Below are 13,741 nucleotides of genomic sequence, written 5' to 3' on the forward strand. Positions count from 1 at the left end.
CGCCATGACCGAGATCTATGCCATTACCCTGTTTCTGATCGTTCTCTTCTTCCTGCTCGGCACCGGTGTCTGGGTCGGGCTCGCCCTGATGGGCGTGGCTTGGGTCGGGATGGAGCTTTTCACCACCCGCCCCGTGGGCGACGCCATGATCACCACGATCTGGGCCAGTTCCTCAAGCTGGACGCTGACCGCGCTGCCGCTCTTTGTCTGGATGGGCGAAATCCTTTACCGCACGCGGCTATCGCAAGACATGTTCCGCGGGCTGTCGCCTTGGCTGGCGAAACTGCCGGGCGGGCTGGTGCATACCAATATCGTCGGCTGCACGGTCTTTGCCGCCGTCTCGGGCTCTTCCGCCGCGACGCTGACCACCGTAGGCAAGATGTCGATCCCCGAACTGCGCGCGCGCAACTATCCTGAAAAGATGATCATCGGCACGCTGGCGGGGGCCGCCACGCTGGGGCTGATGATCCCGCCGTCGCTGGCGCTGATCGTCTACGGCGTGACAGTGAACGAAAGCATCACCAAACTCTTCTTCGCGGGCGTCCTGCCCGGGCTACTGCTGGCGCTGATGTTCATGGGCTATGTCGCCGTCACCAGCATGCTGTCGAAGGACTGGAACCCCGATGCAGAGACCGGGATGAGCTTTGGCGAAAAGCTGCGGAACTCGCGATTCCTGCTGCCGGTCTTTGCGCTGATCACGGTCGTGATCGGGTCCATGTACCTCGGCTTTGCCACGGCGACCGAGGCTGCGGCCATCGGCGTCATCGGCTCGCTGACACTGGCGCTGTTTCAAGGCTCGCTGAACTGGCACAGCTTCCGCGAGAGCTTGATGGGGGCGATGCGCACATCGGCCATGATCGCACTGATCCTTGCGGGCGCGGCCTTCCTGAAACTGTCGATGGGCTTCACCGGCCTGCCCCGCGCCCTGGCCGATGGGATCGCGGCGATGGAGCTGTCGCGCTTCGAGCTTCTGATGGCGCTCTTGGTCTTTTATATCGTGCTGGGCATGTTCCTCGACGGTATCTCCTCGGTTGTGCTGACCATGGCCGTGGTGGAGCCGATGGTCCGCAGCGCGGGCATCGATCTGATCTGGTTCGGCATCTTCGTGGTCGTGGTCGTCGAGATGGCGCAGATCACCCCCCCGATTGGCTTTAACCTCTTTGTGCTGCAAGGCATGACCAATCACGAGATGGGCTATATCACCAAGGCCGCGCTGCCGATGTTCGCGATTATGGTCTTCATGGTCTTCGTGCTGATCTGGTTCCCCGAAGTGGCCACATGGCTGCCCGAAAACCTGCGCAGCGCACCGGTTTAGCGGTGAAGGGCCATGCGCTATATGCTGAGACTGGCCTCGCGCCATGCGCGGGCCTGCCTGATCGTCGGGCTGCTGGCGGGGCTGGCCCTGCCCGGCCTTGCGGCGGCGCTGGCCGGGTGGTTGCCGCAGATGGTAGCGGCGCTGCTGACGATCACCGCGCTCAGGATCGGGCACCGCGCGGCCCTTGGTGCAGTGCGCGATCTCATCTGGGGGCTGGCCTCGGTGCTGGCCTTGCAGACGCTGGTGCCCCTGCTGCTGCTGGGCGGCTTCGTGCTGGCCGGGCTGGGGCAGACCCCTGCGGCACTGGCCGTGACCCTCGCCGCTGCAGCCCCGGCGCTGACGGGCAGCGTGAACCTCGCCCTGTTGATGCGGCTCGACGCGGGGCGGATGATGCAGCTCATGGTGCTGGGCACCGCCGCCTTTCCGCTGACCGTCCTGCCGGTGCTGGCGGCCCTGCCGCAACTCGGCCCGGCCTCGGAAATCGCCCTCGCCGCCCTGCGGCTCTTGGCCGTGATCCTTGGCGCAACTGGGCTGGGCTTTGCCCTGCGCCATGTCTTCCTGCCCCATCCCACCCCGCGCCAGACCGAGGCGCTGGACGGCGCATCGGTGCTCGCCTTCTCGGTCATCGTGGTGGGGTTGATGGCGGCGCTGAACCCGGCGCTGCGCAGCGATCCATGGGCCGTGGCGGGCTGGTCGGGGCTGGCCTTCGCCCTAAGCTATCTGTTGCAGGCGGGCACATTGCTGCTGACCCGGCGCGGCCCGCTGCGCGCCGTGGCCGGACCACTGGCGATCGGCGCGGGCAACCGCAATATCGCGCTGTTTCTCGTGGCGCTGCCTGCGGATGTCATCGCGCCGCTGATGATCTTTATCGGCTGCTGGCAACTGCCGATGTATCTGACCCCGGTGCTGCTGCCGCGCCTTTACGAAAGGATGCTCCGCAATGACTGACTGGCCCCGCATCCGCAGCGTCGGCCTCTCCGGCCTATTGGTCACCTTTGCCGAGAAGATGTCCGAACCCGCCAACCGCGCCGCCCTCGCCTTTCGCGCGGCGGTAGAGGAACAGGACTGGCCCGAGGTGAGTGAGACGAGCACCTCGCTGGTGTCGACCTTCGTGCAATTCGAGGTCTCCCAAGAGGCCATCACCACGATGACCGACCGTCTGCGCGACCTGCTCGAAACCCGCGACTGGTTCGCCGAAGCCCTCCCCGCCGGGCGCAGCCTGTGGCATGTGCCCACGGTCTATGGCACCGATCTGGCCCCCCAGTTGGAGGAGGCCGCCGAGGCCGCGGGCCTCGACCCCGACGCGGCCATTGCGGAACTGTCGCAGGCGCGGGTGCGGGTGCTGACCATCGGCTTCGCCCCCGGCCAGCCCTACATGGGCGAACTGCCCCCGCATTGGGACATTCCGCGCCAGCAGGGGCTGACGAAATCGGTGCCACCGGGGTCGCTCGTCGTGGCCATTCGGCAGCTGATCATCTTCACCAATGCCTCCCCCACCGGCTGGCGGCACATCGGCCAGACGGCTTTTCGCACCTTCCGCCCGGGCAGCGACATGCCCTTTCCGCTGTCGCCGGGCGATGAGCTGATCTTCCCATCCATCCCCCGGCAAGAGTTCGACCGCATCGCCGACGACCCCACCGGCGGTGCCGAGCGGGAGGCGCTGACATGAGCGGCACGCTGACCATCCTCCAAGCTGGCCCGGCCATGACGGTTCAAGACCTTGGCCGCCCCGGCTACCGCGCCCTTGGCCTGACCCATGGCGGCGCGGCGGACCCGACCGCCCTGCACGAAGGGGCCGCCCTGCTGGGGCAAGATCCGAACAGCGCGGCTCTGGAGATGGCCGGCAGCGGCGGCAGTTTCGAGGTCGATCAGGACACCCGCATCGCCCTGACCGGGGCGCAGATGCAGGTGAGCATCGACGGCGAGCCGGTCGCCTGGAACGCCAGCCACCTCCTGCCCGCCGGGGCGAAGCTGACCATCGGCGGCGCGCGGGACGGGGCCTATGGCTACCTCCATGTCGGTGGCGGGTTTGAAGTAGCGCCAGTGATGAACGCGCGCGCCAGCCATCTGGCCGCTGGCATTGGCGCGCTGCTGCAAAGTGGTGAGGCTCTGCCGCTGGGGGTCGATAAGGGCGGTGAGGCGAACCTCACCCTGCCCCGCGACAGCCGCTTTGGCGCCGAGCGTGTGCGCATCGTCGCCTCCATGCAGACCGATGCCTTCGACGAGGCAACCCGCCAGCGGTTCACCGAAACCACCTTTCGCCGTGATCCGCGCGCCAACCGGATGGGCGCACGGATGGATCATAACGGCGAAGGTTTCGCCACCGGCGGGCAGCTGACCATCGTGTCGGAGGTCATCACCCCCGGCGACATCCAGATCACCGGCGACGGCGCGCCCTTCGTGCTGATGTGCGAATGCCAGACCACCGGCGGCTACCCCCGCATCGGCACGGTGATCCCCTGCGACCTGCCGATCGTCGCGCAGGCGCAGCCGGGTGCTGCGCTGCAATTCGAGTTCGTCCACCTCGACGAAGCGCTGGCCGCCGAGACGCGCCACCGCGCCGACCTTGCTGCCTTGCCCAAGCGCCGCCAGCCGCTTTTGCGCGATCCGGCGCGCATCCGTGACCTTTTGGGCTATCAACTGATCTCCGGCGTGGTTTCGGCCACTGCCGACCCATTCGAGAAGGAGCAGACATGACCACCGTCGATCTCAACGCCGACATGGGCGAAAGCTTTGGCCCTTGGAAAATGGGCGACGACGCGGCGCTTCTGCGCGTCGTGACCTCGGCCAATATCGCCTGTGGCGGGCATGCGGGCGACGCCGACGTCATGGCCGCGACGATGCGCATGGCGCATGAAAACGGCGTCGGCATCGGCGCGCATCCGGGTTTCATGGACCTCGCCGGTTTTGGCCGCAACCGCCTCTCGGTGCCGCGCGGCACCTTGCAGAACCAGATCCGCTATCAGGTCGCCGCGAGCGTCGGCATGGCCCGGAGCGTCGGCGCTGAGGTACGCCACCTGAAGCTGCACGGGGCGCTGGCGAATATGGCATCTGAGGACGAGGCGCTCGCCCGCGACCTCTATGAGGCGGCGCTGAGCGTGGCGCCCGACCTCATCGTCATGGTGCTGGCCGCCACGGCGCAGGAGGCGGCGGTGCGCTCCTTGGGCTGCAAATGGGCCGGGGAGATTTTCGCCGACCGCGCTTATAACGACGATGCGACGCTGGTCGACCGCAGCAAGCCCGGCGCGGTGATCCATGATGCGGAAGCGGCAGCGGCGCGGATGGTGGAGATGGTCAAGGCAGGCGCGATCATCACCGAGAGCGGCAAGCACATCCCCACCCGGATTGACACGATCTGCCTGCATGGCGACACCGCAGAGGCCGTTCAAATCGCAACCGCCGTCCGCAAGGGTTTGCAGGACGGCGGCGTGACTTTGGCAAAGTTCAGCGGCAGCGTTTAGCTGCGCACCAGCTTTTCATAGTCCAAGGCGATCTCACGCGTCAGCGCGCCGACCTCAAAGTTCCAGTCGCCGATCTGCCCCACCGGGGTCACTTCGGCGGCGGTGCCAGTGAGCCAGCACTGCTCGAAACCTTCCAGTTCCTCGGGCATGATGTGGCGCTCGTGGACCTTGATGTTCTTCTCGCGCAGCATGTCGATCACGGTCTGCCGGGTGATGCCGTTGAGGAAGCAATCGGGCGTCGGCGTGTGCACTTCGCCATCCTTGACGAAGAAGATATTCGCACCTGTCGCCTCGGCCACATAGCCGCGGTAGTCATACATCATCGCGTCCGAGCAGCCCTTCGCCTCGGCCGCATGTTTGGACATGGTGCAGATCATATAGAGGCCCGCCGCTTTGGCATGGCTCGGGATCGTCTCGGGCGAGGGGCGCTTCCATTTGGAGATGTCGAGCTTGGCGCCCTTCATCTTGGCGTCACCGTAATAGGCACCCCATTCCCAAGCCGCGATGGCCATGCGGACCGGGTTGCGGGCCGAGGCGACACCCATGTCTTCGCCCACACCACGCCAAGCGACCGCACGCACATAGGCGTCTTGCAGACCAGAGGCGGCGAGGACTTCGGCCTTGGCAGCTTCGATCTCATCAATGGTGTAGGGGATTTCGAAGTCGATCATCTCAGCCGAGCGCTTGAGCCGTTCGGAATGCTCGCGGCTTTTGAAGATTTTGCCGTTATAGGCGCGCTCGCCCTCAAACACCGAAGACGCATAGTGCATCGCATGGGTCAGGATGTGGACATTGGCCTCGCGCCAATCCACCATTTCGCCATCCATCCAGATGTGCCCATCCCGGTTGTCATATCCGCCTGCCATGGTGTTTCCCCTCCAAATGACGCGCTATCTTTTCAAAAATTGCGCAACAATCGGCAGATGCAGACATTTAATTGCGCAAAACACGAGATTCGATAGCCTTTCACTATTGGAATGTCAACAACGCTGACGTAAACTGATCCCCAACAGGCCCGAGAGAGAATGAGACACACTATGGCTGACGGGCGCATGATGGCCCCTAGCAGCGGCGACAGCCTGCTGTTTTTGACGGACGAACAACTGCGGCAGGGGATCGAGGCGATGTTCTTTGCCTATCGCGGTTTCACCGCCGATCCTGACCGAATTCTGGCGGATATGGCCTATGGCCGCGCGCATCACCGCGCCATCCACTTTATCAACCGTGCCCCCGGTACGACGGTGAACAACCTGCTCAATATCCTCGGGGTCACGAAACAATCGCTCAACCGTGTCTTGCGCACGCTGATCGCCGATGGTCTGGTGCAGAGCAAGGTTGGCCGCAATGACAAGCGCGAGCGGCATCTGTTCCTGACCGACGAGGGTCGCAAACTGGAACAGGAGCTATCGGACGCGCAGCGCGCGCGAATGCGTCTGGCCTTTCGCACTGCCGGACCCGAAGCCGTGGCCGGTTTCAGAACGGTATTGGAGGCCATGATGGACCCCGAAATGCGCCAGAGCTTTGACCGGCTGCGCGAAAGCGCCCCATGAACGATCTCGACCCGCACCTGCTGGTCGTCGATGACGATGAGCGGATCCGCAGCCTGTTGAAGAAATTCCTGATGCGGAACGGCTTTCTGGTCAGCACGGCCCGCGATGCGGCCCATGCGCGGCGGGTGCTGGCGGGGCTGGAATTCGACCTCATCGTGCTTGACGTGATGATGCCCGGCGAAGACGGCATGGCCCTGACCCGCGCTTTGCGCGAAACCCTGCAAACGCCGATCCTGTTGCTGACCGCCAAGGGCGAGACCGACAACCGCATCGAAGGGCTGGAGGCCGGGGCGGATGACTACCTGCCCAAACCCTTTGAGCCGAAAGAACTGCTGCTGCGCATCAACGCCATCCTGCGCCGAATGCCCGACACCTCCGCCGCCGATGCCGCGCCGAAAGTGCTGTCGCTCGGCGTGATCCGCTATGACATGGAGCGGGGCGAGATGTGGCAGGGCGACGATCTGGTGCGCCTCACCGCGACCGAGGTGCAGCTGATGAAGATCTTCGCCGCCCAGCCCGGTGTCGCGCTCAGCCGTGCCAAATTGGTCGAGGAACTGGGCCGCGACCGGGGGCAAGCGCAGGAACGCGCGGTCGATGTTCAAATCACCCGCCTGCGCCGCAAGATCGAGAGCGATCCGAAACAGCCGCAATACCTGCAAACCGTGCGCGGCGCGGGCTATATGCTGGCCCCGGACTGACCCCGCCCCGCCTGCCGAAACGGGCCGGTGAAATTCATCACGCAAGCCCGCTGGCAATGCGCGGCGCGAAGTTCTATTGTCGCGCGAAATTCCGAAAACGAGGCGCGCAATGTCCGACACACCCGTAGAAGAGATGAACTTTGAGACCGCCATGGCTGAGCTTGAGAAAGTCTTGGGCCAGCTTGAAAACGGCAATGTCGCATTGGACGAAAGCATCGCGCTTTACGAACGCGGGGCCAAGCTGAAGGCGCGCTGCGAGACCAAGCTGAAAGAAGCCGAAGAGAAGGTCGCCGCGATCACGCTCGATGGCGATGGCAACCCGAATGGGCTGAAACCCGTCGAAGGGCTTTGACCGCCCACATGCAAGAGACCACCCCCCGCCCTTTGGCAGAGGCGCTCGCCCATGCCCGCGATCTGTCGCAAGCGCAGATCGACGCCGCGCTCGGCGCCTATGACGGCCCCGTGGCCGAGGCGATGCGCTATGCCTGTAGCGGCGGCAAGGGGCTGCGCGGCTTTCTGGTGATCGAATCCGCCCGGCTGCATGGCATCGCCCCCGGCATGGCCGCCCCTGCGGCGGCAGCCATCGAAGCGCTGCACGCCTATTCGCTGGTGCATGACGATCTGCCCTGCATGGATGACGACGATCTGCGCCGGGGCCAGCCCACGGTGCACCGCAAATGGGATGAGGCCACCGCCGTTCTGGCCGGTGACGCGTTGCAAACGCTGGCCTTTGAACTGCTCGGCCAAGCACCCTGCCCGGCGGAGGCGCGTCTGACCCTGATGACCAGCCTCGCCCAAGCGGCAGGCGTCGGCGGCATGGTCGGGGGGCAAGCGCTGGATATCGCCGCCGAAACCGCCCCCGCACCGCTGTCGCTGGCCGAGATCACGGCGCTTCAGGCGGGCAAGACCGGCGCCTTGATCGAATGGTCCGCCATGGCCGGGCCACGGATGGCCGGTGCCGATGCCACCGCCCTCGGCGCTTACGCCAAACACCTCGGCCTCGCCTTTCAGATCGCCGATGACATCCTCGATGTCGAAGGCGACGCCGAAACGGTGGGCAAGGCGGTCGGCAAGGACGACGCAGCAGGCAAGGCCACTTTCGTGTCCCACCTTGGGCTGGCCGGAGCCAAGACCCGCGCCGCCGAATTGGTGGACATGGCCTGCGACGCCCTATCTGAATATGGACCAGAGGCGCAGAGCTTGCGAGCCGCTGCCGCCTTCGTTATTGCCCGCGACAGCTAGCCGGGCGGCACATGCGCCAATGCGGCACCAGAGAGGCCCCGATGAGTGACAAACCCGCCACACCCCTGCTTGATCAGGTCACCCGCCCTGCGGACCTGAAACACCTGTCCGATGCCGAACTGACCCAAGTCGCGCGCGAATTGCGGGCCGAGACGATCTCGGCCGTGTCGGAAACCGGCGGGCATCTTGGCGCGGGGCTTGGCGTGGTGGAACTAACCGTAGCGCTGCACGCGGTTTTCGACACGCCGCGCGACAAGATCATCTGGGACGTCAGTCACCAATGCTACCCGCATAAGATCCTGACCGAACGCCGCGACCGCATCCGCAGCCTGCGCATGAAGGACGGGCTCTCGGGTTTCACCAAACGCAGCGAGTCCCCCTACGATCCCTTTGGCGCGGCACATAGCTCGACCTCGATCTCGGCAGCGCTCGGCTTCGCCGTGGGCCGCGATCTGGGCGGTGTGATCCCCGAAGGACTGGGCGACGCGATCGCCGTGATCGGCGATGGCGCGATGAGCGCGGGCATGGCCTATGAGGCGCTCAACAACGCGGGCGACCTAAAGAAACGCCTGATCGTCATCCTCAACGACAACGAGATGTCCATCGCCCCGCCCGTCGGCGCGATGTCGAGCTACCTGAGCCGCCTCTACGCCGAAGCGCCGTTTCAGAACTTCAAAGCCGCCGCCAAAGGCGCGGTGAGCCTGCTGCCCGAGCCCTTCCGCGAGGGCGCCAAACGGGCCAAGGATATGCTCAAAGGCATGGCCGTGGGCGGCACGCTGTTTGAGAACCTCGGGTTTTCCTACCTCGGGCCGATCAACGGGCATGACATGGACCAGTTGCTGCCAGTGCTGCGCACCGTCCATCAACGCGCGACCGGGCCGATCCTGATCCACATCCAGACGCAAAAGGGCAAGGGCTATGGCCCCGCCGAAGCCGCGCGGGATCGCGGCCATGCCACGGCCAAGTTCAACGTGGTGACGGGCGAGCAAAAGAAAGCCCCCTCCAACGCACCGAGCTACACCCGCGTTTTCGCCGACAGCCTGCTGGCCGAGGCCGCCGAGGACGACAAGATCTGCGCCGTGACCGCCGCCATGCCCGATGGCACCGGCCTCGACCTTTTCGCCGAACGCTATCCCAGCCGCTGTTTCGATGTGGGCATTGCCGAGCAACACGGCGTGACCTTCTGCGCGGGCCTCGCCGCGGCGGGGATGAAACCCTTCTGCGCGATGTATTCCACCTTTTTGCAACGCGGCTACGACCAAGTCGTGCATGATGTCGCAATCCAGCGCCTGCCGGTGCGTTTCGCCGTCGACCGCGCGGGGCTCGTGGGCGCCGACGGGCCGACCCATGCGGGCGCCTTCGACGTGGCCTTCCTTGCCAATCTGCCCGGTTTCGTGGTCATGGCCGCCGCCGATGAGGCCGAGTTGCGCCATATGGTCGCCACAGCCGCCGCCCATGACGACGGCCCCATCGCCTTCCGCTATCCGCGCGGCGAAGGGCGCGGGGTCGAGATGCCAGAGCGCGGCACCCCGCTGGAAATCGGCAAGGGCCGGATGATCCAAGAGGGCAGCAAGGTCGCGCTTTTGTCCTTCGGCACGCGTTTGGAAGAGGTCGAGAAGGCCGCCGAACAGCTTCGGGCCAAGGGCATCACCCCCACCATCGCCGATGCCCGTTTCGCCAAGCCGCTGGACCGTGAGATGATCCTCCAGCTCGCCCATGACCACGAGGCGCTGATCACCATCGAAGAGGGCGCCGTGGGTGGTTTTGGCAGCCATGTTGCACAGCTGCTGGCGGATGAGGCGGTATTCGACAAGGGGCTCAAGTTCCGCTCCATGGTGCTGCCCGATACCTTCATCGATCAGGCCAGCCCGGCGGATATGTATGCCGTGGCGGGGATGACCGCCGAACAGATCGCTGCCAAGGTGCTCGAAGTGCTGGGGATCGGCGACTTGGACGCGCAGCGCGCCTAACTGGCGGCGGTCAGCACCAGCAGGCCGCCCGCGACCAAGGTGATCACCACACAGACATAGCCCAAAAGCACGAAAAGCCCGTCGCGCGTGAACAGCCCAAACACCAAGAGGGCAACGGTGCCCGCCCCCAGCGATGACATCATCGGCAGCACCTCCATAAAGGGCCAGCCGAGCGGAATAATCGTGACCACCACCAGTGTGATGAACCGCATCGGCCCGGTGGTGAGAAACTGAAGGCGCGGCTTGCAACGCCCGTCGACGAAGGCGCAAGGGCGGCGCAGAAAGCGCACGCAGCCGCTCAACCGATGGCCTGCCACCTCGCGCCGCAACAAAAATTGCGGCATCCATAGCCTGCGCCGCCCGGTCACCGCCTGCACGGCCAGCAGGATGATCGTCACCGCCGCAAGGGTCGAAACGCCGGGAATGCCCGACAGGGGTGAGACCAGGAGCAAGGCGACGATCAGGATCAGAGGGGTGATCGAACGGTCCCCGATCTCATGCAGCACGTCGTTGATCGACACCGCCTCCTTCTCTGCCGCGCGCTCCATGCTATCTAGCAAATGGGCCAACGTGTGTTCGTCTTGACGCATTCAGTGCCTCTGGCGGTGCCTCGGATTCAGTCTTCTGCCTCCAGCAGCGCGGCCAGACCAGAGCGGTAATCGGGATAGATCGGTTGCCAGCCCAACGCCGCCTTGGCGTGATCGTTCCGGACCTTCTTGCTCTCCGCGTAAAAGCTGCGGGCCATGGGGGTCATCTCGGCCTTGTCGAAGTCCACGGCCGGGGGCAAGGGCAGGCCCAAAAGCGCGGCAGCATGGCCGATCACATCCTGCGGCGGGGCGGGATCATCATCGCAGAGGTTATAGATCGCCCCCGGCTGCGGCTTGGCCAGCGACAGGTCCAAGGCTTGGGCGATATCCTCCACATGAATACGCGAAAAGACCTGCCCGGGCTTGATGATGCGCCGCGCCGTGCCTTTGCGCACCTTGGCGAATGGCCCCCGCCCGGGGCCGTAGATGCCCGCGAGCCGGAAGATATGCAGCGGCAGGCCGGGGATCGCGCCCCATGCCGCCTCGGCCTGCACCCGCGCCGCGCCGCGCCGGGTGGAGGGGGTGAGCGGTGTCGTTTCATCCACCCAATCGCCCCCATGGTCGCCGTAAACACCGGTGGTCGACAGATAGCCGACCCACCGCAAATGGGGGGCCGCTGCGGTGATTTCATCCTGCAGATCCAGCAGAACCGGATCCCCCTCCGGCCCCGGCCCGGCAGAGACCAACAGGTTGGGCACCTCTTGCAAAAGCGAAGACAGATCGCTGCCGGGCCAAAGCATCGGCTCCACCCCCGTGGCGGCAATCTCATCCAATTTTTCGCGGCTACGGGTCGTGCCAATGATGCGCCAGCCCTGCGGGAGCAACCGAGCAGCCAAGGCCCGCGCGCTATAGCCATGGCCGAGGGAAAGAAGCGTTTTATCCATACCGCCAAAGTGGCCCGCTTGGGCCGCAATCACAAGCGGCAAGCGGTGGATTTACTCTTTCAGAAGGTCGATCCGCTGCGATCATTAGAGCCTACCATGCACTTCGCTATGAGGACCTTCGCAACGCCTCAGGCGGGGCGAACCCTTCGACCCAGCGGTAGACCACCTGACGCGCCAGCGCCTCGTCATTGGCGACAAGCGCTTCGCGCAGGTCTCGCAGGGCAGAGGCGATTTCGAGTTCGTGCAGCCCGTTTTCCCGCGCGGAATAGATTTTGGGATGGGCCGTATTGATCAGCAGACCGCTCAACGTGAGCTCTTCGGTCATCTTTTCGCCGGGGCGCAGACCGGTGATCTCAATCTCGATATCGCCATCCGGGTTGTCTTCGTCCCGCACGGTGTAGCCGGCGGTCTCGATCACCTGCCGGGCCAGTTTGAGGATCGGCACGGGTTTGCCCATATCCAGAACAAAGACCTCACCCCCTTGGGCCAGCGATCCGGCCTGTAGGACCAAGCGCACCGCCTCTTCGACCGTCATGAAGTAGCGCGCCACCCCGCGGTCCGTCACCGTCAACGGGCCTCCGCGGCTGACCTGCTCTTGGAACAGTGGCACGACCGACCCGGAGGACCCCAGGACATTGCCGAAGCGGACCATGGAGAAGATGACACCGCCCGGACCGCCATATTTGCGCGCCATATCCTGAATGACGAGTTCGGCAAGACGCTTGGACCCGCCCATGATATTGGTCGGGCGCACGGCCTTGTCGGTGGATACGAGGATGAAACGCTCCACCCCCGCCCGGGCAGCTTGTTCGGCCAAAGCATGGGTGCCGAGGACATTGTTCACCAGCCCCGACAGCGGGTTCGCCTCGACCAAGGGCACATGTTTATAGGCCGCGGCATGAAGGACCACATTGACCCCGTGTTGCGACAGCACTTTGCGCAGCTGCCGGGTATCCGTCACCGTTCCCAAGACCGAGACGATTTCGATATCGCTGCCCTCGGCCAACTGGCGGATCTCCATGTCGGCGTTATAGAGGGCCAGTTCGCTCAACTCGAAAAGCACCAGTTTGGTGGGCCGACAAAGCAACACTTGGCGGCACAGTTCCGACCCGATGGAGCCCCCTGCACCCGAGACGAAAACCACTTTACCCGCATAGCTCTCGCCCCCTTCGTTGATCAAAGGGGTCACCTCATCCCGGTTCAAAAAGCGGCTCGGAGAGACGGGGGAGAGCTTGTCGACCAAAGCCTCTTCGCCGATCAGCTGCGCGAAGGAGGGGAGGGTCTGCACCTCAAGACCTAGCTTCTCCAACCGCCGGGCGATCTGGGCCTGTTTGGGAGTGCTGAGCGAAGGCACGGCAAGCAACACGCGGTCGATCTGCTTTTCGACGGTAAGTTCAGCGATGCCCCCTGGGGAATAGACCGGCAGCTTCGAGACGTTGAGCCCCTGAAGTGCGATATTGTCATCAACAAAAGCAATCGGTTCGATCGTTTCATGGCCGCGCAGGGCCGAAACCAGTTGCGTCCCCGTGGTGCCTGCGCCGTAGATCAAAACGCGGCACCGCGCGTCGCCCGTCCGGTAGATTTGCAACACGATATGCAACAAGATGACCCGCGACAGCACCACCAGAGAGAAAAAGATCGCCCCGAACATCACATGTACGCCGATTGGGAAATCCAGTCCCAGAAGGGTCGCGCCCAGCAGAGATACGGCCGCAAGGATAGTCCCGAGTATTGCGGTGCTTCCGACCGCTGCGGTCTCATAGGCGTTGAGTTGTGTTGTGCAAACCCCCAAGCGGATCGACACGATGATACCGACAATCAGGGTAATGGGTAGCGTGAGGGCATAATTCAACAAGGCATCGACGAAGGGTTCAGGTAGCCCGCGCACCGCCAGAGCGATGATGGCAGCTAACAGGATCAGGCAGGAGTCAAGCGTCAGCATGATTACGCGCTTTTGCCGCTTGGTCAGCGACTTGATAATGCTCAGCATGCGCCGTCTCCTGCTTACGAGTATATTAGCCGCAGCGCGGCCGA

At 64.4% G+C, this 13,741-nt stretch carries 14 protein-coding genes; 10 read left to right on the forward strand and 4 right to left on the reverse strand.

Annotated features, from left to right (window positions below):
* Positions 1-4: 4 nt before the first annotated feature.
* From ACGYLQ_RS16200 to ACGYLQ_RS16220, 5 genes are read left to right on the forward strand one after another with little or no spacing between them, the layout of a single operon-like run.
* On the forward strand, positions 5-1,315 hold the full coding sequence (locus ACGYLQ_RS16200; RefSeq protein ID WP_271688758.1) for a TRAP transporter large permease: 1,311 nt from the start codon (positions 5-7) through the stop codon (positions 1,313-1,315).
* 12 nt (positions 1,316-1,327) lie between these two features.
* Positions 1,328-2,263: a hypothetical protein gene (locus tag ACGYLQ_RS16205; RefSeq protein WP_394443881.1), complete on the forward strand. Its 936-nt coding sequence runs from the start codon at positions 1,328-1,330 to the stop codon at positions 2,261-2,263.
* Positions 2,256-2,984, forward strand: a complete 729-nt coding sequence (locus ACGYLQ_RS16210) for an allophanate hydrolase subunit 1 (RefSeq protein WP_394443883.1) — start codon at positions 2,256-2,258, stop codon at positions 2,982-2,984. Before ACGYLQ_RS16205 ends, ACGYLQ_RS16210 begins: the two co-directional genes overlap by 8 nt.
* Positions 2,981-4,012, forward strand: a complete 1,032-nt coding sequence (locus ACGYLQ_RS16215; RefSeq protein ID WP_394443885.1) for a biotin-dependent carboxyltransferase family protein — start codon at positions 2,981-2,983, stop codon at positions 4,010-4,012. Before ACGYLQ_RS16210 ends, ACGYLQ_RS16215 begins: the two co-directional genes overlap by 4 nt.
* A complete protein-coding gene (locus ACGYLQ_RS16220) occupies positions 4,009-4,776 on the forward strand; it encodes a LamB/YcsF family protein (protein WP_394443887.1) in 768 nt (255 codons plus the stop codon). The genes ACGYLQ_RS16215 and ACGYLQ_RS16220 overlap by 4 nt, the downstream gene beginning before the upstream one ends.
* On the opposite strand, the gene ACGYLQ_RS16225 is transcribed toward ACGYLQ_RS16220, so the two are convergent.
* A complete protein-coding gene (locus tag ACGYLQ_RS16225; protein ID WP_271688753.1) occupies positions 4,773-5,642 on the reverse strand; it encodes a branched-chain amino acid aminotransferase in 870 nt (289 codons plus the stop codon). The genes ACGYLQ_RS16220 and ACGYLQ_RS16225 overlap by 4 nt on opposite strands.
* 171 nt (positions 5,643-5,813) lie before the next feature.
* Here ACGYLQ_RS16225 and ACGYLQ_RS16230 point away from each other — a divergent pair, with 171 nt between their 5' ends.
* From ACGYLQ_RS16230 to dxs, 5 genes are all read left to right on the forward strand, one after another.
* Positions 5,814-6,326 carry a MarR family winged helix-turn-helix transcriptional regulator gene (locus tag ACGYLQ_RS16230; protein WP_067264985.1) on the forward strand — a complete coding sequence of 171 codons (513 nt, stop codon included), beginning with the start codon at positions 5,814-5,816 and terminating at the stop codon, positions 6,324-6,326.
* Positions 6,323-7,024: a response regulator gene (locus ACGYLQ_RS16235; RefSeq protein WP_394409504.1), complete on the forward strand. Its 702-nt coding sequence runs from the start codon at positions 6,323-6,325 to the stop codon at positions 7,022-7,024. Before ACGYLQ_RS16230 ends, ACGYLQ_RS16235 begins: the two co-directional genes overlap by 4 nt.
* A gap of 109 nt (positions 7,025-7,133) precedes the next feature.
* The gene (locus ACGYLQ_RS16240; RefSeq protein ID WP_067264990.1) at positions 7,134-7,376 is read left to right on the forward strand and encodes an exodeoxyribonuclease VII small subunit; all 243 of its coding nucleotides are present in this window, start codon (positions 7,134-7,136) and stop codon (positions 7,374-7,376) included.
* A gap of 8 nt (positions 7,377-7,384) precedes the next feature.
* Positions 7,385-8,266 (forward strand): polyprenyl synthetase family protein, encoded by an 882-nt coding sequence (locus ACGYLQ_RS16245; RefSeq protein ID WP_394443889.1) that lies wholly within the window; start codon positions 7,385-7,387, stop codon positions 8,264-8,266.
* Between the two features lie 41 nt (positions 8,267-8,307).
* Positions 8,308-10,236, forward strand: a complete 1,929-nt coding sequence (gene dxs / locus ACGYLQ_RS16250; protein ID WP_394443891.1) for a 1-deoxy-D-xylulose-5-phosphate synthase — start codon at positions 8,308-8,310, stop codon at positions 10,234-10,236.
* On the opposite strand, the gene ACGYLQ_RS16255 is transcribed toward dxs, so the two are convergent.
* From ACGYLQ_RS16255 to ACGYLQ_RS16265, 3 genes are all read right to left on the reverse strand, one after another.
* A complete protein-coding gene (locus ACGYLQ_RS16255) occupies positions 10,233-10,826 on the reverse strand; it encodes an exopolysaccharide biosynthesis protein (RefSeq protein WP_067264997.1) in 594 nt (197 codons plus the stop codon). The two genes, dxs and ACGYLQ_RS16255, sit on opposite strands and share 4 nt — an antisense overlap.
* Before the next feature lie 26 nt (positions 10,827-10,852).
* Positions 10,853-11,707: an SDR family oxidoreductase gene (locus tag ACGYLQ_RS16260; protein WP_394443938.1), complete on the reverse strand. Its 855-nt coding sequence runs from the start codon at positions 11,705-11,707 to the stop codon at positions 10,853-10,855.
* Between the two features lie 106 nt (positions 11,708-11,813).
* Entirely contained in the window at positions 11,814-13,697 is a 1,884-nt protein-coding gene (locus ACGYLQ_RS16265) for a polysaccharide biosynthesis protein (RefSeq protein ID WP_394443893.1), read from the reverse strand.
* Between the last annotated feature and the right edge of the window lie 44 nt (positions 13,698-13,741).

The organism is Sulfitobacter sp. 1A12779, assembly GCF_043557315.1.
GTDB classification, from domain to species: Bacteria; Pseudomonadota; Alphaproteobacteria; order Rhodobacterales; family Rhodobacteraceae; genus Sulfitobacter; species Sulfitobacter faviae.

What these genes read in the sequence shown, in the direction of transcription:
- ACGYLQ_RS16200 (WP_271688758.1), top strand. Translation starts at nt 5, where the DNA reads ATGACCGAGATCTATGCCATTACCCTGTTTCTGATCGTTCTCTTCTTC.
- ACGYLQ_RS16205 (WP_394443881.1), top strand. Translation starts at nt 1,328, where the DNA reads ATGCGCTATATGCTGAGACTGGCCTCGCGCCATGCGCGGGCCTGCCTG.
- ACGYLQ_RS16210 (WP_394443883.1), top strand. Translation starts at nt 2,256, where the DNA reads ATGACTGACTGGCCCCGCATCCGCAGCGTCGGCCTCTCCGGCCTATTG.
- ACGYLQ_RS16215 (WP_394443885.1), top strand. Translation starts at nt 2,981, where the DNA reads ATGAGCGGCACGCTGACCATCCTCCAAGCTGGCCCGGCCATGACGGTT.
- ACGYLQ_RS16220 (WP_394443887.1), top strand. Translation starts at nt 4,009, where the DNA reads ATGACCACCGTCGATCTCAACGCCGACATGGGCGAAAGCTTTGGCCCT.
- ACGYLQ_RS16225 (WP_271688753.1), bottom strand. Translation starts at nt 5,642, where the DNA reads ATGGCAGGCGGATATGACAACCGGGATGGGCACATCTGGATGGATGGC.
- ACGYLQ_RS16230 (WP_067264985.1), top strand. Translation starts at nt 5,814, where the DNA reads ATGGCTGACGGGCGCATGATGGCCCCTAGCAGCGGCGACAGCCTGCTG.
- ACGYLQ_RS16235 (WP_394409504.1), top strand. Translation starts at nt 6,323, where the DNA reads ATGAACGATCTCGACCCGCACCTGCTGGTCGTCGATGACGATGAGCGG.
- ACGYLQ_RS16240 (WP_067264990.1), top strand. Translation starts at nt 7,134, where the DNA reads ATGTCCGACACACCCGTAGAAGAGATGAACTTTGAGACCGCCATGGCT.
- ACGYLQ_RS16245 (WP_394443889.1), top strand. Translation starts at nt 7,385, where the DNA reads ATGCAAGAGACCACCCCCCGCCCTTTGGCAGAGGCGCTCGCCCATGCC.
- dxs (WP_394443891.1), top strand. Translation starts at nt 8,308, where the DNA reads ATGAGTGACAAACCCGCCACACCCCTGCTTGATCAGGTCACCCGCCCT.
- ACGYLQ_RS16255 (WP_067264997.1), bottom strand. Translation starts at nt 10,826, where the DNA reads ATGCGTCAAGACGAACACACGTTGGCCCATTTGCTAGATAGCATGGAG.
- ACGYLQ_RS16260 (WP_394443938.1), bottom strand. Translation starts at nt 11,707, where the DNA reads ATGGATAAAACGCTTCTTTCCCTCGGCCATGGCTATAGCGCGCGGGCC.
- ACGYLQ_RS16265 (WP_394443893.1), bottom strand. Translation starts at nt 13,697, where the DNA reads ATGCTGAGCATTATCAAGTCGCTGACCAAGCGGCAAAAGCGCGTAATC.